21 protein-coding genes and 1 pseudogene are annotated in these 25,142 nt (G+C 58.3%); 15 read left to right on the forward strand and 7 right to left on the reverse strand.

The genetic code is table 11. From position 1 onward, the window contains the following. Positions 1 to 58 precede the first annotated feature (58 nt). Complete coding sequence (gene pqqU, locus FQK12_RS21820) at positions 59 to 2,170, reverse strand: TonB-dependent receptor PqqU (protein WP_014229248.1); 2,112 nt, start codon at positions 2,168 to 2,170, stop codon at positions 59 to 61. Between the two features lie 263 nt (positions 2,171 to 2,433). On the opposite strand from pqqU, the gene FQK12_RS21825 reads away from it, so the two are divergent. Both FQK12_RS21825 and FQK12_RS21830 read left to right on the forward strand, forming a co-directional pair. Continuing rightward, the gene (locus tag FQK12_RS21825) at positions 2,434 to 3,495 is read left to right on the forward strand and encodes a YncE family protein (protein ID WP_014229249.1); all 1,062 of its coding nucleotides are present in this window, start codon (positions 2,434 to 2,436) and stop codon (positions 3,493 to 3,495) included. A gap of 231 nt (positions 3,496 to 3,726) precedes the next feature. Beyond that, complete coding sequence (locus tag FQK12_RS21830; protein ID WP_009652277.1) at positions 3,727 to 3,948, forward strand: YgdI/YgdR family lipoprotein; 222 nt, start codon at positions 3,727 to 3,729, stop codon at positions 3,946 to 3,948. 45 nt (positions 3,949 to 3,993) lie between these two features. Here the strand turns inward: FQK12_RS21830 and ansP are convergent, their stop codons facing one another. Then, on the reverse strand, positions 3,994 to 5,454 hold the full coding sequence (ansP, locus tag FQK12_RS21835) for an L-asparagine permease (RefSeq protein WP_014229250.1): 1,461 nt from the start codon (positions 5,452 to 5,454) through the stop codon (positions 3,994 to 3,996). A 268-nt stretch (positions 5,455 to 5,722) separates the two neighbouring features. Between ansP and FQK12_RS21840 the strand changes: the two genes are divergently transcribed. From FQK12_RS21840 to FQK12_RS21880, 8 genes and pseudogenes are all read left to right on the forward strand, one after another. Then, a complete protein-coding gene (locus tag FQK12_RS21840; protein ID WP_004850644.1) occupies positions 5,723 to 6,262 on the forward strand; it encodes an AAA family ATPase in 540 nt (179 codons plus the stop codon). 454 nt (positions 6,263 to 6,716) lie between these two features. Beyond that, positions 6,717 to 7,718: an LLM class flavin-dependent oxidoreductase gene (locus tag FQK12_RS21845; RefSeq protein WP_014229251.1), complete on the forward strand. Its 1,002-nt coding sequence runs from the start codon at positions 6,717 to 6,719 to the stop codon at positions 7,716 to 7,718. Further along, positions 7,715 to 8,836, forward strand: a complete 1,122-nt coding sequence (locus FQK12_RS21850; RefSeq protein WP_014229252.1) for an amidohydrolase — start codon at positions 7,715 to 7,717, stop codon at positions 8,834 to 8,836. Before FQK12_RS21845 ends, FQK12_RS21850 begins: the two co-directional genes overlap by 4 nt. A gap of 30 nt (positions 8,837 to 8,866) precedes the next feature. Beyond that, positions 8,867 to 11,140 (forward strand): annotated as a pseudogene (locus tag FQK12_RS27735) (NtaA/DmoA family FMN-dependent monooxygenase). A gap of 11 nt (positions 11,141 to 11,151) precedes the next feature. Next, positions 11,152 to 11,661, forward strand: coding sequence for a GNAT family N-acetyltransferase (locus FQK12_RS21865; RefSeq protein ID WP_004120729.1), 510 nt, complete (start codon positions 11,152 to 11,154; stop codon positions 11,659 to 11,661). Positions 11,662 to 11,670: 9 nt separating this feature from the next. Next, positions 11,671 to 12,597, forward strand: coding sequence for an amino acid ABC transporter permease (locus FQK12_RS21870; RefSeq protein WP_014229255.1), 927 nt, complete (start codon positions 11,671 to 11,673; stop codon positions 12,595 to 12,597). After that, entirely contained in the window at positions 12,581 to 13,360 is a 780-nt protein-coding gene (locus FQK12_RS21875; protein ID WP_014229256.1) for an amino acid ABC transporter ATP-binding protein, read from the forward strand. The genes FQK12_RS21870 and FQK12_RS21875 overlap by 17 nt, the downstream gene beginning before the upstream one ends. Then, entirely contained in the window at positions 13,357 to 14,250 is an 894-nt protein-coding gene (locus tag FQK12_RS21880; protein WP_029946963.1) for an ABC transporter substrate-binding protein, read from the forward strand. Before FQK12_RS21875 ends, FQK12_RS21880 begins: the two co-directional genes overlap by 4 nt. A 65-nt stretch (positions 14,251 to 14,315) precedes the next feature. Here FQK12_RS21880 and FQK12_RS21885 read toward each other — a convergent pair whose 3' ends face one another. Both FQK12_RS21885 and FQK12_RS21890 read right to left on the reverse strand, forming a co-directional pair. Continuing rightward, entirely contained in the window at positions 14,316 to 15,626 is a 1,311-nt protein-coding gene (locus FQK12_RS21885) for an MFS transporter (RefSeq protein WP_014229258.1), read from the reverse strand. A gap of 125 nt (positions 15,627 to 15,751) precedes the next feature. Then, entirely contained in the window at positions 15,752 to 16,948 is a 1,197-nt protein-coding gene (locus FQK12_RS21890; protein WP_014229259.1) for an L-talarate/galactarate dehydratase, read from the reverse strand. Between the two features lie 304 nt (positions 16,949 to 17,252). Here FQK12_RS21890 and FQK12_RS21895 point away from each other — a divergent pair, with 304 nt between their 5' ends. The 5 genes from FQK12_RS21895 (at position 17,253) to nadS (ending at position 20,227) form a co-directional block, all read left to right on the forward strand. Continuing rightward, entirely contained in the window at positions 17,253 to 18,257 is a 1,005-nt protein-coding gene (locus FQK12_RS21895) for a LacI family DNA-binding transcriptional regulator (RefSeq protein ID WP_014229260.1), read from the forward strand. A 125-nt stretch (positions 18,258 to 18,382) separates the two neighbouring features. Next, a complete protein-coding gene (locus FQK12_RS21900) occupies positions 18,383 to 19,000 on the forward strand; it encodes a glutathione S-transferase family protein (protein WP_014229261.1) in 618 nt (205 codons plus the stop codon). Positions 19,001 to 19,060: 60 nt separating this feature from the next. Then, a complete protein-coding gene (gene pptA, locus FQK12_RS21905; protein ID WP_004850668.1) occupies positions 19,061 to 19,288 on the forward strand; it encodes a tautomerase PptA in 228 nt (75 codons plus the stop codon). Positions 19,289 to 19,537: 249 nt separating this feature from the next. After that, positions 19,538 to 19,855 (forward strand): type II toxin-antitoxin system RelE/ParE family toxin, encoded by a 318-nt coding sequence (locus tag FQK12_RS21910; protein ID WP_014229262.1) that lies wholly within the window; start codon positions 19,538 to 19,540, stop codon positions 19,853 to 19,855. Positions 19,856 to 19,930: 75 nt separating this feature from the next. After that, a complete protein-coding gene (gene nadS, locus FQK12_RS21915) occupies positions 19,931 to 20,227 on the forward strand; it encodes a NadS family protein (protein ID WP_004138143.1) in 297 nt (98 codons plus the stop codon). A 248-nt stretch (positions 20,228 to 20,475) separates the two neighbouring features. Here the strand turns inward: nadS and FQK12_RS21920 are convergent, their stop codons facing one another. Genes FQK12_RS21920 through FQK12_RS21930 form a run of 3 tightly spaced genes read right to left on the reverse strand, consistent with a single transcriptional unit; the run spans position 20,476 to position 25,105 of the window. Continuing rightward, entirely contained in the window at positions 20,476 to 22,080 is a 1,605-nt protein-coding gene (locus FQK12_RS21920) for a carbohydrate porin (protein WP_014229263.1), read from the reverse strand. Between the two features lie 44 nt (positions 22,081 to 22,124). Then, the gene (locus FQK12_RS21925) at positions 22,125 to 23,507 is read right to left on the reverse strand and encodes a glycoside-pentoside-hexuronide (GPH):cation symporter (RefSeq protein WP_014229264.1); all 1,383 of its coding nucleotides are present in this window, start codon (positions 23,505 to 23,507) and stop codon (positions 22,125 to 22,127) included. Positions 23,508 to 23,533: 26 nt separating this feature from the next. Further along, entirely contained in the window at positions 23,534 to 25,105 is a 1,572-nt protein-coding gene (locus tag FQK12_RS21930; RefSeq protein ID WP_014229265.1) for a family 78 glycoside hydrolase catalytic domain, read from the reverse strand. Positions 25,106 to 25,142: the final 37 nt, after the last annotated feature.

Below are 25,142 nucleotides of genomic sequence, written 5' to 3' on the forward strand. Positions count from 1 at the left end.
ACGGCTAACCCTCAACAGGATCCTGCAAGCGATCCCGTTGAGGTCCCGCAATCAAGCGTTACTCAAACCGCCATGCCAGATTTAGACCGATACCGTAATTACGGCCCGGCGCCGGTTCGTAGTAGCGGCCGTTGGATTCGTTAACGATAACCGAGCCCGCGTAGCTGCGGTCGAACAGGTTATCGACGCGGCCAAACAGATCCATATCCATTTTGCCGTAGCTCCATTTATAGCCGGTCGTCAGGCCGACCACCGTCCAGGATGGGGCTTTGGCGGTGTTCTCATCGTTAGCCATAATATCGCTCATATAGCGAATATCGCTGCCCGCGTACCAGCCTTTTTCGGGCTGGTAGCCAAAGGAGGCATAGCCCATGTTGCGGGCGATCCCCGGAATGCGATTGCCTTTACAGCTGGTATCATCACAGACGTTGGTACGATAGGTCGCATCCAGCCAGGTCCAGGCCGCTTTTAAACGCCAGCTCTCGCCGAACTGCTGATCCAGCCCCAGCTCCATCCCCTGGCGACGGGTTTTCCCGGCGTTTTTGTAGCTGGTACGCCCGCCGCTGCTGGCGTCGACGACAATCTCATTGTCGGTGTCGGTCTGGAACAGCGCTGCGGTCAACAGGCCGTTGCCGATACGCGCCTTGCTGCCAATTTCAACGGTTTCGTTGGTGGACGGCTGCAGGCCAAAGTTCAGCCCGCCCTGGTCGCCGGAGCGATAGGAAAGCTCATTAATGGTCGGCGTTTCGAAACCACGGCCGGCGGAGACGTAGACGTTCCACGCGTCGGTTACCGCATATTTCAGCGATCCTGCCGGCAGCCATTTATGATAGCTGGCCTCGCCGCTGTCATCACCGTTGCCCGGCGTAATGTAATAATCGTTGGAATCGAACCAAACCGAGCTGTAGCGCACACCCGCGTCCAGAGAGAGTTTCTCGGTGAGCTGCCACTGGGTTTGCAGATAGGGATCGACGTTCCACATCAGGTTACGCTCGTTGCGGCGAAGGTCTCCCTTTTCACCGTACTGCGGCGCGCCGTTGCTCATAACAAAGTTTTCGTAACCTTTGCGGCGCTCGCTCATGGTTTCGTAATCAAGACCGGTGGTAAAGGTGACCGGCACCAGCAGCTCGCCGCGGTGGGTCCAGCGGGTATCAATTCCCTGGTAGTGACGCGTCAGGTCGATAACGCCGCCAGCATGGGTGGGTTTGAGCTGCGGCGCGCGAGGAATCGATTGATACTGCGTGGTTTCACGTTCACCGGCGTACATCATCACGCTCAGATCGTCCTGCTCGCTCAGCTGTCGCTCGTAGCGTAAACCGGCCTGGGTCTGTTTGATGGTTTTGCGGGTATTGTACTCATCGCCTCTTGGCGACTGGCGCGGATTATTTTGCCATTCGTCGTAGCTCAGGCCGCCCGCGTCATTAGCTTTAATATCCACGCTGTTAAACAGCAGGGTCAGCTTACTGACGTCATTGATGCGCACGCCGAGCTTCGCGTTGGCGAGATTCTTACGCGCGCCGCTATGGTCGCGGGAGCCGTGGGTAGTGAAGCGGTTGGTGGAAACCACGTAGTCGACGTCGCCCGCATGGCTGCCGTCGCCCACCGCGCCGGTCGCTTTCATACCGTAATGCCAGGTGCCAAAGCTGCCGTAGTAGCTGCTGGCTTCGATAGTAGGCGGCTGGCTTCCGGTCTGGCTGGTGGCGTTGATCACCCCGCCGGAGGAGTTACCGTACAGGGCGGAAAAAGGTCCGCGCAGCACCTCGAGCGAATCGAGGCTGCCAATATCAATATTCGAGGTTTGCCCCTGGCCATCTGGCATGGTGGCCGGGATACCGTCGACGTAAATACGCAGCCCGCGCACGCCGTAGGTGGAGCGGGACCCGAAGCCGCGAATCGAAAGCTGCAGATCCTGCGCGTAGTTCTGGCGGTTTTGCACCTGCAGTCCCGGTACCGCGCCCAGCGACTCGGAGAGGTTTACCCGCGGCGCGGCCTGGCGCATCTCATCGCCGTTAACCACGCTAACGGCGGCGGGGGTATCGAGTTCAGAAACCGCCGACGGCGCGGCGGTAACCACCATAGTCTGTTCAGCGGCGAGAGCGGTTGGCCCTGCGGAGACCAGCGGCAAAAGCAGAGCGGGGAGCGCGGCGGCGCGCACGGAAAGGATTTTCATCAAAGTTACTCACAAAACGAACCAAACGGAACATATGTATATATGTTAGCTCTTTTGTAAATTTTTTGAAAAGACTTAACGGAATTTGAGTTAACAAATAGCAAGAATTGCGAGATGCCGAGAGCGCTACGGGTAATTAACGCTCCACATTGCGATAAATAATGATTACTATTCGCATTCCAAAGAAGAGCGCAAAGCGATGATTTTGCGCCCCGGAAGCACTGTCGAGCAGGCATATATTTGTTTTATCAAAGGGAGTCGTCATGTCATTACGTCATCTGTCCGCGCCGCGTCTGCGCCGTTCACTGTTGTTAACTTCGTTACTGCTGGCGGGGAGCTTTAGCGCCCACGCGGCGGAAGAAATGCTGCGCAAAGCCGTCGGCAAGGGCGCATACGAAATGGCCTATAGCCAGCAGGAGAATGCGCTGTGGGTGGCCACCTCGCAAAGCCGTTCGCTGGATAAAGGCGGTATCGTTTACCGTCTCGATCCGACGACTCTCGAAGTCACGCAGATTATTCATAACGATCTGAAACCCTTCGGCGCGACGATCGATAACGCCACTCAGACCCTGTGGTTTGGCAACACCACCGACAGCACCGTCACCGCCATTGATGCTAAAACCGGGAAAGTGAAAGGGCGTCTGGTGCTTGACGCCCGCCAGCGCAGCGAAACCGTACGTCCGCTGGCCCCGCGCGAGCTGGCGGTCAACGAGAAAACCAACACCGTCTACATCACCGGGCTGGGTAAAGAGAGCGTGATTTGGGTGGTGGATGGCGACAAGCTAACGCTGAAAGACACCATCGCCAATACTGGCGCAATGGCGACCGGCCTGGCGCTGGACGCGGAAGCGAACCGTATCTATACCACCAATGCCGACGGGGAACTGGTGACTATCGACAGCACCAGCAACAAAATCCTGTCGCGTAAAAAGCTGCAGGATGATGGCAAAGAGCACTTCTATCTCAACCTGAGTCTGGATACCGCCGGACATCGCGCCTTTATCACCGACGGTAAACAGCCGGAAGTGCTGGTGGTCGATATTCGCGATGGCAAAGTGCTGGAGAAGATCGCCGCGCCGGAGTCCCTGGCCGTGCTGTTTAACCCGACCCGCAATGAAGCCTACGTGACGCACCGTAAAGCCGGCGAAGTGAGCGTGATCGATGGTAAGACCTACAAAGTGGTCAAGACCTTCAAAACGCCGACTCATCCGAACAGCCTGACGCTCTCCGCCGATGGTAAAACGCTGTACGTCAGCGTGAAGCAGGAGTCGACGCGTCAGAAAGAGGCGACCCAGCCGGATGACGTTATCCGCATCGCGCTGTGATCCTGACGGGAGGGGGCAACCTCTCCCGCCATCAGAGCGCTCGCACTGCAGCCGGGTGGCGGATTACGCCTCACCCGGCCTACAAAATGCACTGTTTCTGTCTGCCCGAAAACCGCACCCATCCAGATATCACCCTCTGTTACAAACACTTATTAGCCTGATAAATGTAATGGCTATAAACTTACAACTTTCCTGCGCAAGCGGGACGGTGGCATTAATCCTGGAGAAAAGATGAAAAAATCATTAATGGTTGTTTGCGCCGGCGCGATGCTGGCTCTTCTGGCGGGCTGTAGCTCAAACTATGTCATGACGACAAAAAGCGGGCAGACTATCGTAACGCAGGGCAAGCCGAAGCTGGATAAAGATACCGGAATGACCAGCTATACTGATGAGTCGGGCAATAAGCGCCAGATTAACAGCAGCGATGTGGCTCAGCTGGTGGAGGATAATTAAGTTGTGCCTTTGCGGTTTGCCCGGTGAGGCAAACCGCAACGTGATTTATTGCTGTTTTTCAATATTCGGCGCGGTGCTATGAATGTCATGCACGCGCTTGCGCACGCCAAACCAGCCGGCGACCAGCAAAACGGCAATCAGCGGAAGCGAACCGATGGTATAAGTCCCATTCGGATAATCGAAAGCCATTAATACCAGCACGCTAAGCAGGAACAGCAGGGTCAGCCAGGAGGTGAAGGGCGCACCCGGCATCTTGAAGCTAACGTCCGCCGCTTTGCCTTCCTTGATCGCCTTACGCAGGCGCATCTGGCACACCACAATAAAGCCCCATGAAGCGATAATCCCCAGCGACGCGACGTTAAGGACAATTTCAAATACCTGCGAAGGCACCAGGTAGTTGAGGAATACCCCAACGACATAGACGCCCAGCGTCGCCAGAATCCCGGCGTAGGGCACGTGGTGGCGGCTCATTTTCGACATAAACTTCGGCGCCGAACCGCCCATCGACATGGAGCGCAGAATACGCCCGGTGCAGTAGAGGCCGGAGTTGAGGCTGGAGAGCGCGGCGGTTAACACCACGATATTCATCACGCTGCCGATATACGGCACGCCCAGCTTCGAGAAGAAGGTGACGAACGGGCTCTGCCCGGCCTGATAGGCATTCCACGGCAGCAGCAGCACCAGCAGCAGCACGGAGCCAACGTAGAACAGACCAATACGCCAGATAACGCTGTTAATGGCGCGCGGCACCATGGTCTGCGGGTCTTTACACTCGCCAGCGGCGGTACCCACCAGTTCGATAGAGGCGAAGGCGAACACCACCCCCTGTACCAGCACCAGCGCCGGCAGCAGGCCGTGCGGGAACAGGCCGCCGTTATCGGTAATCAGGTGGAAACCGGTGGCATTGCCATCCAGAGGCTTTCCGCTGCCAAGAAAAATAGTCCCGACCACCAGAAACGCGACGATCGCCAGAACTTTCACCAGCGCGAACCAGAACTCCATCTCGGCGAACCATTTCACGCCGATCATGTTCATGGTGCCGACAATCGCCAGCGCGCCGAGGGCGAAGACCCACTGCGGAACGTCGCCAAACGCGCCCCAGTAGTGCATATACAGCGCGACGGCGGTGATATCGACGATCCCGGTCATCGCCCAGTTGATAAAGTACATCCAGCCCGCAACGTAAGCCGCTTTTTCGCCGAGGAACTCGCGGGCGTAGGAGACGAAGCTGCCGCTGGAGGGGCGATGAAGCACCAGCTCGCCCAGCGCGCGTAAGATAAAGAACGAGAAGAGGCCGCAGACCAGATAAACCAGCGCCAGGGCCGGTCCGGCCATCTGCAGGCGCGCGCCCGCGCCGAGGAACAGGCCGGTACCAATCGCGCCGCCGATGGCAATCATCTGCACCTGACGGTTGCCCATCGCCTTGTGGTAGCCCGACTCCTGCGAGTTCAGCCAGTGGCGTTTGGCAGCGTGCTGCTCCGCCACGCTAGAGTGTTTTGTATTCATTGATGTCGCTATTTTCCTGTCAATGTCCATGAAGTGGTTCGTGCTGCTGGCTCTCTCATCATTCTGAGGAATGAGATAAGCGAGCATGGCGGAGAATCCTACACGTATCGGAAAATGGACGCACGCAAAAGATTTGCGGACAGCACTTGCTTAAATATCAATGAGATCGGAAGCTTTTCGGTGTTCGCGCATGACGGGGAAATTTTGCTCATCGTTTTATCGTTATTGCGCTATTATTCTCCGCCCGCGTTTTGCCCGAGAGACCACGATGAAAATCAACGTAGTAGGGACCAGCGGCGTCGGCAAATCCACCCTCGCGCGTCGGCTGGCTCAGGAACTGTCACTGCCTTATATTGAAATGGATGTGCTCTACTGGCTGCCCGAGTGGCAAGGGACGCCGGACGATGAGTTCTACGCCAAACTCGCCGCCGCGCTCGCCGCGCCCGGCTGGGTGCTGGACGGCAACTATAACCGCAGCCGCCCGGTAAAATGGCGCGATGTGGATCTGGTGGTATGGGTGGACTACAGCTTCTGGCGCACGATCCGCCAGGCGGTCCGTCGCGCGGCTTCACGCGCAAGCCGACGGCAGGAGCTGTGGCCCGGCACCGGCAATTGCGAAACCTTCCGCCGCTCTTTCTTTAGCCGGGACTCTATTATTCTCTGGACGCTGAAAACCTGGCGCAACAATCGCCGGCGTTACCTGGCGGATATGCAGGACCCGCAGTATCAACACATTCGCTTTGTTCGTTTACGCGACCAGCAGCAGACCGAGGCGCTGGTGCGCGAGCTTCGGCAGAATAGCCGATAATCCCCCGGCTCGCGCTGCGCTTAGCCGGGCTACCGGACCGCAGATTGTCGGTAACCCGTAGCCCGGGTAAGGCGTTTACGCCGCAACCCGGGGAATATGCCGTGACGTGGCATTGCTGCGGCTTCTTCCCGGCTTGCGCTGCGCTTAGCCGGGCTACCGAACCGCAGATTGCTGGTAACCCGTAGCCCGGGTAAGGCGTTTACGCCGCAACCCGGGGAATATGCCGTGACGTGGCATTGCTGCGGCTTCTTCCCGGCTTGCACAGCTCCTGCCCGGGCTACCGGGCCACAGATTGCTGAGGACGCGTAGCCCGGACAGATGCGCAGCATCGCCTCCGGGGCAGTTACCTCACCGCATATCTAATTTCCGGCAGAGCACATGTAAATAAATTGTTTCTCACCAGCCGCGGGCGCTTCTAATAATGCAGTCATGTTAATCCACATGAGCCTGCGAAATGTCTTATCGAATCAGTATCCTGGATAAAAGCCCGCTGGCAGCCGGAGAAACGGCTGCCCAGGCGCTGGCGCGTACATTAACGCTTGCGCAACAGGCGGAAGCCTGGGGCTATCATCGCTTCTGGATAGCCGAACACCACAATACTGACCAGCTCGCCAGTCCGTCGCCAGAGCTGGCCATTGCCTGGATCCTCGGCCAGACCCGCAGGATTCGCGTTGGCTCCGGCGGCGTCATGCTGCAGCACTACAGCCCGTATAAAGTGGCGGAAAACTTCAATATGCTGGCTTCCCTCGCCCCGGGCCGCGTGGATCTGGGCGTGGGCAAAGCCCCCGGCGGACTGCCGCTCTCCACTCGCGCGTTGCAGCAGGGGCTTAACCCCCAGCAAAAGGGGCGTTTTGCCGACCAGCTGGCGCAGCTCGACAACTGGCTGTCGCTGACCGAAACCGACGGTGAGGAGAGCGTCCGCGCAACGCCGATCCCGCCGCGTCGCGCCGACGGCTTTCTGCTCGGCGCCAGCCTGGAGAGCGCGCAGCTGGCGGCGCAGCTGGACTGGAACTTCGTCTTCGCCGCCCATCTCAACGGCGATAAGCAGCTGCTGCGCGAGGTGTTAACCCGCTGGCGCGAACTGAGCCGTCGCGACGCGATTATTGCCGTCCAGGTCATCGTGGCCGAAGAGGCCGCGACGGCGGCGGAGCTGGCAAAATCCGTCGAAACGTGGGGCGTTGAGCTGGAAAACGGCCAGCGGGTCACCGTCGGCAGCGAAGCGCAGGCGGCCGCCTTTGCCCGTCAGGCGGGCAGCAGGCCGACGCGCATCGCCCGGCGGGAATCGGCGGTGCTGTTCGGCACCCCGGAACAGGTGAAAGCGCAGCTGGATGCCCTGCAGTCGGCCTGGAACATCGACGAATTTATTATCGACACGCCCATTAGCGATGGCGCGGCGCGCCTTAACTCCCTGCGTCTGCTGGCCCGGGCGCATTTGAGCGCGGAGGTGCAGCCATGAGCCTTTCCGAACAGTTAATTCGCTGGCGGCGCGAACTGCACCAGTACCCGGAGCTCTCGCTGCAGGAGGTCGACACCACCGCACGTATTCGCGACTGGCTGCAGAGCGGCGGCATCAGCCTGCTGCCTTATGAACTGAAAACCGGCGCGGTTGCCGAAGTGGGCAGCGGCGATAAGGTGATAGCCCTGCGTGCCGATATCGATGCGCTGCCTATCGAAGAGGCGGCCAGCGTGCCGTTTCGCTCGTTGAATGCCGGCGTAATGCATGCTTGCGGGCATGATATTCATACCAGCGTGATCCTTGGCGCGGCCTTACTGCTGAAACAACGCGAAGCGCAGCTGGCGGGACGCGTCCGTATTCTGTTCCAGCCGGCGGAGGAGAGCTTCGGCGGCGCGAAAACCCTGATTCGCGCCGGCGTGCTGGAGGGCGTTTCCGCCATTTTCGGTATGCATAATGAACCCGGGCTGCCGGTGGGCGAATTCGCCACCCGAGGCGGCGCGTTTTACGCCAACGTCGATCGCTTTGTGTTTAAGGTGACCGGCAAAGGCGCTCACGCCGCCCGGCCTCATGAAGGGAAGGACGCCATTCTGCTGGCCAGCCAGCTGGTGACCCTGCTGCAAAGCGTCGCCAGTCGCGAAGTGAATACCCTCGATTCCGTGGTGCTTAGCGTCACGCGGATTCAGGGCGGCAATACCTGGAACGTCCTGCCGGAAAGCGTCGAGCTGGAAGGTACGCTGCGCACCCACAGCAGCGCAGTCCAGCAGCGGGTGAAAGCGCGGGTGAGCGAGATTGCCGCCGGCTTCGCCAGCGCCTTTGGCGCGCAGATCGATGTCTTCTGGTACGCCGGACCGACCGCGCTGGTTAATGATGAGCGCTGGGCCGCTTTCGCCAGCGACGTGGCCGATAAGTCTGGCTACCGCACGCACCATGCGGATCTCCATCTCGGCGGAGAGGATTTTGCCATTTATCTTCAGCATATTCCCGGCGCGTTCGTCAGCATCGGAAGCGCCAGCGAATTTGGTCTTCACCATCCGGCGTTTAACCCGGATGAGCGTTTAATCGCCCCGGCGGCGCACTACTTTGCCGATCTGGCAGAGCAGGCATTAAAAGCACTTTAATTATTCAGGGTCATTGACTAAGGATTAACGATGTCTGAACAACGGCAGCTGCGCATTGGTACTATATTACACGGCGCATCGGGAAATATGTCCGCCTGGCGTCATCCGGCCGCGCTGGCCGACGCCAGTATTAACTTTGAGTTCGTCAAGCAGACGGCGTTAAAAGCGGAAGAGGGCAAGCTCGATTTTATTTTTGTTGCCGATGGCTTATATATTAATGAAAAATCGATCCCGCATTTTTTAAATCGTTTTGAACCGCTCACCGTATTATCCACCCTTGCGGCGGTAACTTCGCGTTTAGGCCTGGTCGGTACCCTGTCGACCTCCTACAGCGAACCCTTTACCACCGCCCGCCAGTTCGCCAGCCTCGATCATCTGAGCGGCGGCCGCGCGGGCTGGAACGTGGTCACCTCGCCGCTGGAAGGTTCAGCAAAAAACTTCTCCCGCGCCCAGCATCCCGATCATGCGCTGCGCTACCGTATTGCCGATGAATATCTGCAGGTTGTCAAAGGCCTGTGGGACTCCTGGGAGCAGGACGCGTTTATTCGTAATAAAGAGAGCGGCCAGTTCTTTGATAAAAATAAGCTGCACACGCTTAATCATCATGGCGATTTCTTTAAAGTAGCCGGTCCGCTAAATATTGCCCGCACGCCGCAGGGCCGGCCCATTATCTTTCAGGCGGGCGCCTCCGATGACGGTAAAAAGTTAGCCGCCAGCCACGCTGACGCTATTTTTACCCATCAGGAGTCGCTGGCGGAGGCGCAGGCCTTTTATCGCGACGTCAAAAGCCAGCTTGCAGCGCACGGCCGCCGGGAGAGTGAACTGCATATCTTCCAGGGCGTCAGCGTCATCGTTGGCGACAGCGCCGACGATGTGGAGCAGCAATACCAGACCACCGCTGCGCTGGTATCGATTGAAGACGCGCTGAATTATCTCGGCCGCTATTTTGAACACCACGACTTTGCCCAGTATCCGCTGGATGAGGCGTTCCCGGATATCGGCGACCTCGGGCAGAACAGCTTTCGCAGCACCACCGACGAGATAAAACGCAATGCCCGCGAACGCGGCCTGACGCTGCGCCAGGTGGCGCTGGAGGCGGCCAGCCCGCGACCGCGCTTTGCCGGAACCGCCGAAGAGGTGGCGGATGGTCTGCAGCAGTGGTTTGAACAGCGTGCGGCGGACGGTTTTATTATCCAGGGCGGTACGCCGGATACCTTCCCGCGCTTTGTGGATCAGGTGGTACCGATTCTTCAGCAGCGCGGACTATTCCGCCGGGAATATCCCGGCACCACGCTGCGCGAAAGCTTAGGGCTGGCAGAGCCCGTGAATCAATTCCAAAAACAATAATAGAGAACACCCGCTATGCAGAAAACGCAGAAAAAATCGCTATTACTGGCGCTGGCGCTGGCCGTTAGCGCGTCATCCTGGGCGCAGAACGTCACGATCAACGACACCGGCGTGAGCCTCGAAGCCAACAAAACGCCGATTCATACGGCGAAAAACCCGCAGGCTATCGCGCAGCTGCCGAAAGGTCTCCACCTGGCGGTGCCGGGTAAGCTGACGGTCGCGGTCGCCGCGCTGAACTCACCGCCGCTGACCGTGTTTTCTGACGATAACAAAACCCTGCTCGGCAGCGAGGTGGATATCGCCCGCCTGGTGGCCGACAGCCTCGGGCTGGAGCTGAATGTGGTACCCACCTCGTGGGAGGACTGGCCGCTCGGCGTTGCTTCCGGCAAATATGATGCGGCGGTCAGCAATATCACCGTGACCAAAGAGCGCAAAGAGAAGTTTGATTTCGCCACCTACCGCAAAGATTCGCTGGGTTTTTACGTCAAGAGCACCAGTCCGCTGAGCAAAATTGAAAAAGCGGAAGATATTGCCGGGCTGCGGATTATCGTCGGCTCCGGCACCAATCAGGAAGCCATTTTGCTGGCGTGGAACGCCGAGAATCTCAAGAAGGGGCTGAAGCCGTTTACGCCGGTCTACACCAAAGACGACGCCGCCCAGACCCTGGCGCTGCAGTCCGGGCGCGCCGACGCCTTCTTCGGCCCCAACGTGATCGGCGCGTGGAAAGCGGCGCTGACCGGCAAAACCAAGCTGGTAGGCAGCGTTGACGGCGGCTGGCCGAAGGCGGCGCATATTGCCGTGACGGTGAAAAAAGGCAGCGGTCTGGTAGAACCGGTACAGACGGCGCTGAACGGCGCAATCCGCAGCGGCGACTACGCGAAGGTGCTGAACCGCTGGGGGGAAGGCGTGGAGAGCATTCCGCAATCGGAAATCAACCCGGCCGGACTCGGCGACTAACAGGAGGCATGATGAGCGATCTATTCCGCGATGTCTCTCCGGAAGCGCCGGAGCTGCAGCCGATTATTGAGGGCCTGTTCGGCGAGTACGCCGCGCGCTACGGCGACTATTTCTCCCGCGATGCCGAAGTCGAGCTGACTGAATGGTATCTGGCGCCGCAGGGGCTGTTTATCGTGCTGGAGCGCGAAGGGGAAATTATCGCCACCGGCGCGTACAAACCGAAAGATGCCCATACGGCAGAAATCAAACGTATCTGGACCCATCGTCGTCTGCGCCAGCAGGGGCTGGCGGCGAAAGTGGTGCAGGAGCTGGAGCGACGGGCGCTGCTCGCGGGCTACAGCCATATCTATCTGACCACCGGTTTTCGGCAGCCGGAAGCGGTGCGGCTCTACCTGAGCCAGGGCTACGAGGCGCAGTTTGACCTCAGCCGCGATCCGGAAGAGTACAGCCTGCCGCCGTTCGATGGTCGACTGCGCTTTACGAAAGCGCTGGCGGTCAGCGCGCTGAGCCAGAGCGCTTAAGGAGCCAATATGCATACCCAGGAAACGATTAAGGTTGTCCCCGCGCGCTATCCGCTGCGGGCGGTAGGTGCGCTGCTGGCGCTGCTGGTGCTGGCGGTGGTGATTCAATCGGTCGCCTTTAACCCGCGCTGGGAGTGGCGCGTCTTTGCCCGCTGGTTCTTTGACCCGGTGATCCTTGAAGGTCTCGGGCAGACGCTGCTGCTGACCCTGCTGGCGACGGCGCTGAGCGTTATTCTCGGCGGCCTGCTGGCGCTGGCCCGGCTCTCCAGTTCATGGCTGCTGAGCAGCCTGGCCTGGGGCTATATCTGGCTGTTCCGCTCGCTGCCGCTGATCGTGGTGCTGATTATTCTTTACAACTTCTCCTATCTTTACGACACGCTAGCGATAGGCATTCCGTTCACCGCGATTCGCTGGGCCAGCTTTGAGACCATCAACGTACTGGGGCAGTTTTCTACCGCCGTTGTCGGGCTGACTCTGGTGCAAAGCGCCTACACCGCCGAAATTATCCGCGGCGGCTTTCTCGGGGTCGATCACGGGCAGTATGAAGCGGCGGCGGCGCTGGGGCTTCCGGCCAGCCGTCGGACCCTGCGCATTATTCTGCCTCAGGCGCTGCGCACCATTTTACCGGCGGGCTTTAACGAAATTATCAGCCTCGCCAAGGGGACGGCTATGGTTTACGTGCTGGCGATGCCGGAGCTGTTTTACACCATCCAGATGATCTATAACCGCACCCAGGAAGTGATCCCGCTGCTGATGGTCGGCGCCGCCTGGTATCTGGCGATCACCAGCGTGCTGTCGCTGATCCAGTATCTGGTCGAGCGCGGACTGGCCCGCAGCGAACGCCGCTCGGCGGTCAATAGCGCCCGCAGCAGCCGTCGCGTTGAGTCCATTCGTCGCCCACAACCCCAGGAGTCCGCCCATGCCCAACTCTCGTAACGGCCATATCTCCATCACCGGCGTCAGCAAATATTTTGGCCGCCATAAAGCGCTTGATGACGTATCGCTGGAAATCGAACCCGGCACGGTGACGGTGATCCTCGGGCCGTCCGGTTCGGGAAAATCGACGCTGCTGCGGGCGATTAATCATCTGGAGCGCGTGGATGAAGGCTTTATTCAGATCGATGGCGACTATATCGGCTATCGCCGTAAAGGCGACAAGCTCTACGAGCTGAAAGAGAAAGAGATCCTCCGCCAGCGGGTTAACGTCGGCTACGTATTTCAGAACTTCAACCTGTTCCCGCATCTGACGGTGCTGGAAAATCTGATTGAAGCCCCCATCGCCCATAAGCAGGCGACCCGCAAAGAGGCGATCGCGCGGGCGTATGAACTGCTGGACGTGGTCGGACTGCGCAATAAAGCCGACGCCTGGTCGCGGCACCTGTCCGGCGGCCAGCAGCAGCGCATCGCTATTGCCCGGGCGCTGGCGCTTAACCCGCGGGTAATGCTGTTCGATGAACCGACCTCCGCGCTCGACCCTGAGCTGGTGGGGGAAGTGCTGGACGTGATTAAAAAGCTGGCGCGCTCCGGCACCACGCTGGTGGTGGTCACCCATGAAATCGGTTTTGCGAAAGAGGTGGCGGACCGGGTGGTGTTTATGGTCGACGGCAAGATAGTCGAGCAGGGCAGCAGCGACGCCGTGCTGAACCAACCGCAGCATCCGCGTACGCGGCAGTTCTTATCGAGGGTATTAGCGGCATGAGAAACGGACTTTTGGCCCTGACACTACTCTCTTTATCTGCGGCATCGCAGGCGGCTATCGACCTGCGCGCCAACGAGCAGCCGCTGCCGGTGACCCGCGATGAGCAGGCGATCGCGAAGATCCCGGCAAATTACGCCTTCGTCGAACCGGGTACCTTAACGGTGGCGATTTCGGCGCTCAATTCGCCGCCGCTGGCGCTACTGGCCAGCGATAACCGCACGCGTATCGGCAGCGACCCGGATATTGCCCGGCTGCTGGCCGGCAGCCTCGGGCTGAAGCTAAAGCTGGTGCCCACCGCCTGGGAGGACTGGCCGCTGGGGATTACTTCCGGACGCTACGACGTCGCGCTGGTCAATATTGCGGTGACCGAGCAGCGGAAGGAGAAGTTTGATTTTGCCACCTATCGCGTTGACTCTCTGGCCTTTTCCGTGAAATCAACCAGCGATATCGCCCGCGTGAGCGGTCCGGCGGATCTCGCGGGTAAAAAAGTGATCGTCGGGTCCGGGACTAACCAGGAACGGATTTTGCTCGGCTGGAACGCCGAAAACGAAGCCGCCGGGCGGCAACCCGCGCTGCCGGTCTACCTGACCGATGACGCCTCGGGCAACCTCTATATTCAGTCCGGTCGCGCGGACGTGTTCTTTGGGCCGCAGTCGGTGGCGGCCTATAAAGCGGCGCTCAGCGGCAAAACCAAAGTCGTCGGCCTGGGGCCGAAAAAAGCGTACGTTGCCACCACGACCAAAAAGGGCAACGGCCTGGCTCCGGCGCTGCAGGCGGCGCTGAACGGCGCGATTGCTCGCGGCGAGTATCAGAAAGTGCTGGCGCGCTGGGGAGAGCAGGGCGAAGAGGTGACGCAATCGGAAGTGAATCCGCCGGGGATAACCTACTAAAAAACCGCTGTTTCGCAGGAGTGTGATGCGAAACAGCGGAGGCGAATGCTCGCCAGGGTTTTAAATCAGGCGGCGCGCGGGGTCAGCGTCAAACGGTCCAGCGGCCCGACGATAAACAGATAGGAGAACAGGCCCAGCACGCCCATGGAACCGACGTACAGGATGGCGTAATCAAAGGAGTGGGTATTAGCGAGGATCACGCCGATAACCAGCGGCGTGATAATACTCGCCAGGTTGCCGCACATGTTGAACACTCCGCCGGCAATTCCCAGCATTTCCTTCGGCGAGGTGTCGCTCAGCACGCACCAGCCGAGGTTACCGAAACCTTTAGCAAAGAAGGCCAGGCTCATGGCGGCGATCGCCACCACTTCCGAGGTGGTGTAGTTGGCGACGACAATCACGCAGGAGAGCAGCATGCCGCAGATCACCGGCAGCTTGCGGGCGGTAGTCAGGCTGTAGCCGCGTTTGAGCAGCCAGTCTGAGAATACCCCACCGAGCAGTCCGCCGATAAATCCGGCAATGGCCGGGATACTGGCGACAAAACCGACCTTGAGGATCGACATACCTTTGGCCTGGTAGAGATAGGTGGGAAACCACGTCAGGAAGAACCAGGTAATGGACGTTACGCAGAACTGGCCGATATACACGCCGATCATCATGCGATTAACGCAGACGCTTTTAATCTGCGCGAGGGTTAATTTTTGCTGCGTTTTTTTCGTACCTAATTCCGGCTCGCCGCCGCCTTGGCGAATATAGTCGAGCTCCTGTTGGTTAATTTTGGGATGGTAAGAGGGATCTCTTACTTTTACCAGCCAGAATATCCCCAGCACCACGCCGATAGCGCCAATATAATAAAATACGTAGTGCCAGCTTAAATTATGCAGAATAATCGTCATTAGCGGCGTAATAATTCCCAGGGAAATATACTGCGCGGCCTGATAGACCGAGGTGACGAATCCACGCTCTTTATTGGGAAACCACTGTACGCTGAGACGGCTGTTAGCGGGGAAGGCGGGCGCTTCAATCGCGCCCATCATCAGACGCAGAATCACCAGTACGATCAATGGGCTGGCGAACAGATAGATCGTTCCCTGAAACATGGTGACGATCGACCAGCCAATCAGCGCGCAGCCGTAAACCAGCCGCGAACCATATTTATCCAGCAGCCAGCCGCCGGGTATTTGCATAATGACGTAGGAGATACCAAAAACTGAAAAGGCCAGCCCCATCGCCTCGGGATCAAAGCCTAACTCTTTGCTCATAATAGGCGCGACGACGGACAGCGTTGCCCGGTCGGCATAATTAAATACGGTAGCCAGAAATAAAAACAGTAATATGCCGTAACGCACGTTGCTGCGTTTTAAGGGGGTAGTCATCTTCAACTCCTTTGCAGGGTTGTTTATTGTGGGTACAGTCAATAAGAGGTATTTCCCCGGCAGGGCTACAGGTTTTCAGTCATCTGCGGACCGGTAGCCCTTACGCCGCCATCCGGGGAATTCGGTTAAGGGCGTTTACCAAACTCGCAGCTTTGCTGGGTCCAGCGGCGGGCCTGTTCGCTCAGGGTAAAGCCCAGACCGTGGCGTTCGGAAACCCACATCCGCCCGTCGCGCAGCTCCAGCTGTTCGTTAAACAGCGGATTCAGCCACTCGAAGTGCTCCAGCCACGGCTCGAGCGGGTAGGCGGCGGCGAGATGCAGGTGTACCTCCATCGCAAAGTGCGGGGCCAGCTTGCGACCGTGCTTCGCCGCCAGATCCATAATCTTCAGAAACGGGGAGATCCCGCCGACGCGCGGCGCATCCGGCTGGACAAAGTCGCTGGCGTTGCCGAGGATAAGCTGCTCATGTTCGCGGAAGCTGGTCAGCATCTCGCCGGTGGCAATCGGCGTATCCAGCGCGGCGGCGAGCTGCGCGTGGCCTTCAACATCGTAGGCGTCAAGGGGCTCTTCAATCCAGATCAGATTGAACTGCTCCATTTTGCGCCCCATGCGGATAGCGGTTTCGCGATCCCACTGCTGGTTGGCGTCCACCATCAGCGGGAAGTCATCGCCCAGCACCTCACGCACCGCCGTCAGGCGACGAATATCTTCGGCGGTATTCGGCTGACCAACCTTCAGCTTAATCCCGCCAATCCCGTTCTCACGGGAGATAGCCACGTTTTTTAACACCTGATCCAGCGGCGTATGCAGGAAGCCGCCGGAGGTGTTGTAGCACTGAACGGAATCGCGGTGCGAGCCCAGCAGTTTCGCCAGCGGTAGTCCGGCGCGTTTGGCTTTCATATCCCACAGCGCAATATCAAGAGGGGAGATGGCCTGTACCGCCATACCGCTGCGGCCAACGGATGCGCCGGCCCACAGTAGTTTGGTGTAGATCTTGTCGATATCGTTCGGATCTTCGCCGAGCAGATTATCGGCGATCTCTTTGGCGTGGGCGTAAATGCCCTGGCCGCCCGCACGCTTGGAATAGCTGAAGCCAACGCCTTCAAAGCCGTCCCGGGAGCGGATTTCCGCGATGATGATCGCCACTTCGGTAAGCGGTTTTTGCCGACCGGTCAGAACCTTTGCATCGCTAACGGGGGTCGCCAGCGGCAGAAAGGCCAGCGACAGTTTGACGTGTTCAATGCGGTCGCCGGTTTCAGCGGCGGTTTTGACGCCGGAAGCTTTGGCGTAGGTCACGGACTCGGAATTAGCGCTCGAGGTCATAGTCAGTTCCTTTTTAGTGATAAAATGTTTGCGCTAACATTTTTAATCCTGAAATTGTCCTGGCGCTACGACAGTGATTTTAATTTGTACAAACGATCACAATTAGCGGTTATAAAGGGTAAAATTATGCAGCGCAGGTCACGATCCAAAAAGGTTTGTGAAAAATCACAAATAAAAATGATAGCGATAACATTTTGTGTTTCAGGTATTTGATTCTATTGGGGATGTCGAGGTGAGCGCTGGCAATTGCGCGGGCCATCATCAATAATGGCCACAGAAAACGACTCAACACAGGGGCTTAGTCGTGAAAAGCAGAAAACCGACGCGCGCGCCGACGCTGGATGACGTAGCCCGTAGCGCCGGATTGTCGTCGATGACGGTCAGCCGGGCGCTGAATACGCCGCAGCTGGTGAGGCCAAAAACGGTCGAGAAAGTGATGCAGGCGGTGCAGGCAACGGGCTATATCCCTAACGCGCTGGCCGGCGGCCTGGCCTCCAGGCGCAGCAAGCTGGTGGCCGTGGTGGTGCCGCAAATCAATAACAATATGTTTGTCGATACCATCCAGGCGCTGAGCGATACCCTGGCGGCGCGCGGCTACCATATGCTGCTGTGCGTGGCGGGCTACAGCCGGCAGACCGAAGCCGAGCTGGTAGCAACCTTACTCTCCCGGCGTCCGGATGGCGTGGTATTGACCGGCATTCAGCACGCCCCGGCGCTGAAGAAGACGATCCTCAACGCCGCCACGCCGGTGGTGGAAATCTGGGATCTCACCCCGACGCCGCTGGATATGCTGGTCGGTTTTTCGCATGAAAAAGTCGGCGAAACCATTGGCGAGTACCTGCTGGAAAAAGGCTACCGCCGCCCGGGTCTGCTGTGGGCCGGCGATGCGCGCGCGACGTTACGAAAGCAGGGGCTCCGCGCCCGGCTGGCCAAAAACGGCATTGACGATGCGCCGCAGGTCGAGGTGCCGCTTCCGGCATCGCTGGCGCTGGGGCGTCGCGGGCTGGCCGAGCTGCTCGCCGGCGGCGAGTTTGACGTTATCGTCTGCAGCTCCGATACCCTTGCCCAGGGGGCGATTATGGAAGCCGAAAGCCGGGGGCTGCGCGTGCCGCAGGATCTGGCGGTGATCGGTTTTGGCGATCTGGACTTCGCCGCCAGCAACCGTCCGGCCATCACCACCGTCAGCGTCGACCGGCATGCCATCGGCGAGCAGGCGGCCACGCTGCTTGCCGACCGCATAGAAGGCGGAGAAGAACGGGAAGCGATTATTGATATCGGCTTTCACCTGGTGGCGCGCGAGTCGGCGTAGCTTTGCCGTTTCGCATGTGCGAGGGGGCCTCAATAGCGGCATGGCGTAATCAAATCTATACTGCAAAATTGCTAAACCCGTCGCCGCTCTGTTCCTGAGCGGCAAATTCATCGAGGGCGCAGAATATGATCACCGTCTATGGCGTACCCGGCTGGGGCTCAACAATTAGCGAACTGATGCTGACGCTGGCCGATCTCCCGTACCATTTTGTTAACGTTGAGGGCTTTGACCAGCCGGGCCCGCAGCGCGACCGCCTCAAAAAGATAAACCCGCTGTGTCAGGTGCCGACCCTGACGCTTGCAGACGGCAGCGTGATGACCGAATCCGCGGCGATTGCCCTGATGATCCTCGACGTTCGACCGGATCTGGCTCCGGCGCCGGGATCGCCGCAGCGGCATGCCTTTCAGCGTCTGCTCATCTGGCTGGTGGCGAACGTCTATCCCACCTTTACCTTTGCGGATTACCCGGAGCGCTGGGCCGCCGATGCGCCAGACCAGCTGCGGGAAAGCTGCATCAGCTATCGCAAATCGCTCTATCTATGGCTGGAGGAGCAGCTTGCCGCCGCGCCGTATGCGCTGGGGACGGAAATAACCCTGCTGGACTGCTATATTGCGGCGATGTGCGCCTGGGGCCCGCGCCGGGAGTGGTTTGCGGCGCAGACGCCAAAATTCGTCGCCGTGGCGGATGCGGTGTATCGCCATCCCAAACTCGAAGCCGTTCTGCGCCGCAACGAGCTGATTTAAAGCACAAAAAGCGATCCGGATTATGCTAGTTTTATCGTCCAGACAATAAAGGAGCCTGCTATGCCGCACGTTGATATTAAATGTTTTCCCCGCGACCTGAATGATGAACAAAAAGCGGCGCTGGCCGCCGATATTACCGAGGTGTTGATTCGCCATCTCAACAGCAAAGAGAGTTCAGTGAGCGTGGCCCTGAAGCAGGTTGAGCCGAGCGACTGGCAGCAGGTGTGGGACAGCGAAATCGCCCCGCAGATGGAACAGTTGATTAAGAAACCGGGCTATAGCATGTAACCCGGTTTCTTTCCCGGAGGCGATGCTGCGCATCTGTCCGGGCTACGCGTTCCCGGTGATCTGCGGTCCGGTAGCCCGGGCAAGGCGCTCTGCGCCGCCCCCGGGAGAGGGGCACTGAAGCGAAGTCATGAGCGATACATCTTGTCATGGGTAAACGCGTCACCATGTACAGGGTACATAAAACTCCTTGATTAATGTACCCTGTACATGTATTTTGTCTGGTAAGTCGTAAGGACATCAGGGAATGAGATGTTTACTTTTATTGAACTACAAGGTTTCAGTAAACGACGCCAGGCGCTGTTACCGGATGATGAATTTCGGGCCTTCCAGGAAATCCTGATCAATGATCCTGAGGCAGGTGACACCATTTCGGGAACCGGAGGTTTTCGTAAAATCCGCTGGAGTCGTCCCGGAACGGGAAAGCGCGGCGGCGTGCGGGTGATTTACTATAATGTAACGATAAAGGGAAGAATCTACCTGGCGCTCATCTATCCTAAAAATGAACAGGATGAGTTAAGCCAGGAGCAGAAAAAGATGTTAAGGCAGGTTGCTGAGTTATTAAACTAGCCAATAAACATGAAGTGAGGCTGAGCTATTAATGATCGATACATTGATAGCGCCAGAGAGCCAACTGAGGTGTGTATGAAAGACGAATTGTTTGCCGATCTGCTGGCTAGTGCAGAAGAAATGGTCAGGATTGAGAAGGGTGAACAAACGCCGAAGGTGCACCACGTTCATACCTTCAGCGAAGTTGATGTGAAAGCGATACGCGAAGCCACAGGTTTAAAACAGCAGGACTTCGCCGCCGCCGTTGGCGTTAGCTATGAGCTGGTTAAAAGCTGGGAAACGAAACGACGTCATCCAACCGGTGCATCCAGAAAGCTGCTTTTATTGCTTCAGGGCAATCCATTGATTATCAACTTGTTGAAGGTTATTTGAAACGTTATTCTTCGCAAGGAAAATGACAGAGTTTGCCCCATTTCGTAACCAGGGCCTTTAAAAAGGAGAGTATTACGTATGGAAACCAATGATTCTATTTTGACAGAAGTCGAGAAATACAGCGCTCATATTTTATGGTTTTTATTTTGTTAGTTTAATGTACTTCATACTGTACTGGCATAGTGACAAAGTAACCGCGAGTGTTTAAATAAACCCGTCCAGGCGTTTACCCCGGACGGGCTATTTTATTAAAACCAAATCTCCGTCTGCACGCCGAAGTTCCAGTTCCCCCCGGCGGTAAAGCCTTTACTGCCGAAATCATCGTTGATCGCGTAGCGATCCAGATCTTTATCCCAGTTCATCCACGTAACAAAGAAACGTATCTCCGGCCGCGCTTTAATATCCAATACATCGCCCACTTTAAACGTCGGGGCGAAGGTCAGCTTGTAAAAATCGCCGCTCACCGCCTGGTATTGATGCACGCCGCTGTCGTAGCGATAGGTTCGTCCGTTGGGATTCAGGTCCATATATTGCCAGGACGCCTCGTACAGCAGGGCGAAGTTGCGGGTGATCCCCTGAGAAACCCGCAGGTTGAAGGTTGCCCAATCGTAGCGGTCCCCGTCGCGATAGCGGTCTTCGCTATGCTGGGCGATAACCGATGGCGCAAGCTGCCAGTTTTTCCCCAGCGGCAAAATACCGTATGACGCAAAGCGCAGAGATTTGGCGTTTTCGGTAAGATCGCCGTCGCTGCCCGGCTGCCGCGCTTCGGCGCCCAGCCCGCCGCCGTACTGCAGGGCGCTCTCCGATACGCCCGGCGCGAGGCCATAGAATTGCTGTTTGTCGTGATACGCCAGCATCGCGTAGTAGCCGTTTTTCGCCGTATTATCGCTGCGCAGGGCGTAGCTGCCGGTCGTCGACGTCGTATCTTTCAGGTCATCGTTACCCTGGGCGGTCATCGCCGTGGTCATCAGCTGCCAGTTGTTCCAGAAGTGGTTGGCGGTAAACATCAGGTTCTGTATATCGTTATCCTGATAGTTATCGCTGCCCAATTCGCCAAAGCTGCGCGCATAGACCGAGTAATCGCCGCGCAGCGTGCTGTTCCAGTTGACGTCATTGATCCCGCCGCCGGTACCGCCGAGGAACATAATATCGCTATCGGTAAAGTGGATATCGAAGTTATCGCGGTCGAAACGCTTGCCCGCCCAGATGGAGGCGCTCCTGAACGGCCCGGAAAAATCGGCGAAATTACCCATCTCGACGTACAGCTGACGCACGTTCAGATGGTGACTGTCGTTATCCTGCACCCACGGATCCGGGTTGGTCGCGCCGTCGGCAAGCATGGTTTTAAAGTGCGCCCACGACCCGTCGCTGAAGGTCATTTTTTTGCCGAAGCTGAGCTCCACGTAGTTATCTTTCTCATTGCCGAGACGGCCAACGTGGGCGTCACCGTTGAGCGAACTGGCCGGCGAGATCCCCGGACCGCCGCGCGCGCCTTTGCCGTGGCTGTTGACCAGCATTCCGGAGCGGGCGTAGGCGTTAAATTCAAAACCGTCGGTAAGGCGGGTTTTCGCCAGCTGTTTGTCGGCAGCCTGCTGCTTTTGCTCCGTGGCATCGGTGCGCTGGCTTAACGTCTGCACCTGTTTTTCCGCCGCCGCCGCACGCTGTTCTGCCGCGCTGGTGCGCAGCTCCGCCTGCTGCGCCCGACGTTTAGCCTCTCCGGCCTCCTGCTCCGCATGATTAAGCCGGGCCTCCAGCAGCGCCAGCCGTTGTTCGACGGTGAGCGGGGCCGCATTTGCGCCGTAAGCCGAAAAAAGGGCGCAGCAAACCGCCGCGCTAATCAAAGAGATACGCATATTAATCCTTATTTTTTTCAGAGGTATGAAGGGTGTGCTGCGCCTTACAGGGCGTGGTTTTCTCCGGCGACTGACGACGCGTCCGACGGCGCGCGGCGTCCGGCATCAAGGTCGGCGCGGATCTGTTCATACTGGTCGTCGAGGCGATAGAAGCGGCCAATCCACAGCATTGAGGCGACAATCAGCAGCGCCGGGATATAGAGGTAGCAGGCTTTTATCGCCAGCATCGCGCCGTCGCTTTGGGCCTGGTTGGCGATATAGCCGCCGGATGAGAGCAGTACCCCGGTAATAGCGCCCGCGCCCGCCATAGCCACCTTGCCAAGAAAGCCGTTGATAGAGGTCAAAATGCCGGCGGTATTGATGCCGGTTTTCCACACCCCGTAATCCACCGGATCGGCCTGCATGGAGAAGTAAATTGCCGTGCGCTGTCCGGCGCCAAGCGATAGCACCACCGCACCGGCAACCAGGCCCCAGCTGTTAACGCCTGCCGCCATCATCATGCCCATGCCGACCAGGTTGATCGCGCTGGCGACCAGATAAACGTGGCGCTTTTTCATCCGGCTGGCGAGCAGCGGCACGGTGAGGGTACCCAGCAGAGGAACGAAGGTGGAGATCCCGGCGACGATCGCCGTGAGATCGTTATTGCCGACGTAATAATGGAAAAAGTAGACCAGCGCCCCGGTCTGGAAGAAAAACGCGCCCCACATCAGGAAAATATTGATGGCGAAGACGAACCACGGCCGGTTGGCGCGCAGGCTGACCCAGGCGCGTTTTAAGGTCATGCGCTCCTGCGTAATGCTGATATTTTCCTTAACGTTCCGGAAGCTCACCAGCAGGAAGAAGGTGGCAATAACGCCGAAAACCACCGCCGTGTAGAAGAAGCCGTGCTGCTGATTGCCTTTCCCCAGCGCGCCAACCAGCGGCAGAGTGGCGACCGCGACGATGGTCGCGCCGAGCGAGCCGAGCAGAATACGCACCGCCGACAGCGTGGTGCGTTCCCGCGAGTCGTTCGTCAGAAACGGCAGCATGGCGCAGAACGGAATGTTGACGATGGTATAGAGAAACGACAGGCACAGATAGGTGACAAAAGCGTAGATCAGCTTACCGGTGGTGCCGAAATCCGGCACGTAGAAGGCCAGAATACACAGCAATCCGAAGGGGATCGCGCCAATAAGCAGATACGGACGACAGCGTCCCCAGCGGGTGGCGGTATTGTCGATAACCAGCCCCATCAGCACGTCGGCAACGCCGTCCACCAGACGCGTCACGAGAAACATCAGGCCAACGTAATAGGCGGGCAGGCCCATCACGTCGGTGTAAAAGAACATCAGATAAAGAGAGATCATCTGCCACACGAGGTTGCAGGAGAGGTCGGCGATGCCATAGCCAAGGCGCTGCCGCCACAGGGTAAAGGTTGTTTCTGCCATAAAAATACACTCGCTTATCGTTGTTGTTAAAGTCCGTACTGGCGAATAAACCAGGCCGGGGTGCAGCTCCACGCATGGCAATAACTGTTTATCAGTTTGCTGCCATAAGGGGAAAAATCAGGATGCGCCGGGTCGAAGATTTCCCAGAAGGTATCGGCGCCGTAGTCGACCATGGCTCCCCAGTAGGCTTTGATCTGCGCAATTGCCTCGTCGCGCAGCCCGCACTGCAGAAGGGCGGCGATATAGTGATGACGCAGATAGGGTGTGTTCATGGCGACCGCGGGGGGATTTTTCTCCAGGTTGCGCATGATCTCCCGGCGCTGCTGCGGCGTGCCGACTTCCGCCAGCACCAGCCAGATTTGCGATGCCCAGGAGACCTGCCGCCGGGCGCCGCTGACGTAAAAGCCCTGCTGCGGGTCCCATAACGCATCGAGGGCCGCCGATTTGAGCTGCTGTAAACGCTGGCGATAGCTGACGGCCAGCTCAGGTTCAAAACGCTCCGCCAGCCAGATAGCGCGCTGCAGGCAGTAAATCAGTACCCCCTGCGCCGCCGCCTGTTTATTCAGCGACGCCTGCCAGTCGATAAACACCCACCAGTCGTCGCTATCGCGCACAACGCCGGAGGCGTCGCAGCGGGTCAGCGCCAGTTCTACCTGACGACGCGCCGTGGGCCACAGCTCGCGGGCCGTGGCCATATCCTCCGCGCTTTGCAGATAGTTGTAGAGGACGTCGACAAAAAACAATGAATAATCAAAAAGAAAGGTATCGTCCGCAATGACATCCGGCTGCACGAACACGTTGGCCGATACCATGCCGTCCTCGCGAGTATGCCCGGCAAAAAGGTACAGGCAGCGGCGCACCAGATCGTGGCGTGCGAAGGTGACATCGTTGACCAGCGCCTGCAGACGTAAATCGCCGAGCCACAGGCGGCGGTCGCGTTTGGGGCCATCTTCAAACACTTCCTGCATGCAGTTTTGCAGGGTCAGCACGGCAACGTTATCAATGGCCCGGAGCTGCGGGTCGGAGGTTGTCGCCGCCGGGCATGCGCCGCTGGCCGAGGTGACCGCGTTAACCTCAATCTGGGTGAACTGCAGGCGAAACTTGCGCGAAACGGCTTTGACCTCCACCTTCAGATAGCGGAAGCAGTAGCGGCGCGGCAGGTCAATTTCGGCGGGCAGGACATCAAGCCACAGATCCTGCTGCTGCAGCCAGCTACTGCTGAGCCAGCCCTGATAGTCGCTGAACGGTTCGCACACTTCGCTCAGCGTTTCGCCGAAGGTCAACTGCAGATGGGCCGGAGCGTCCGGCGGACTCCCGGCGCTCTGGCAGAGAAAATGCAGGTAGCCAACGTAGTGGCTGCCAAAATCAATAATGACGCTATCGCCGCTGCTCAGCTCGCGCTGGTAAAACGCGGCCAGGGTGCTCACCGGCTCGGCGCGCCAGCCGAAGAGCGCCGCGGCGTCGGCGTGGGCTTCGACTACCGCGATCGGCGGGTGTGCCTGACGACTCAGCGCGGGCCGGAGCGCCTCGGCGGTACGTAAAAAATTCGGGTGGCGGGTCATCATGACCTGAGAATTATGCTGAATTGCCTGTGACATACTGCGTCCTCTGTGTTGATTTGTCCGCAGCATAAGA

Origin of the sequence: Klebsiella sp. ME-303 (genome assembly GCF_007910085.1) — a bacterium.
Taxonomy (GTDB): domain Bacteria; phylum Pseudomonadota; class Gammaproteobacteria; order Enterobacterales; family Enterobacteriaceae; genus Klebsiella; species Klebsiella michiganensis.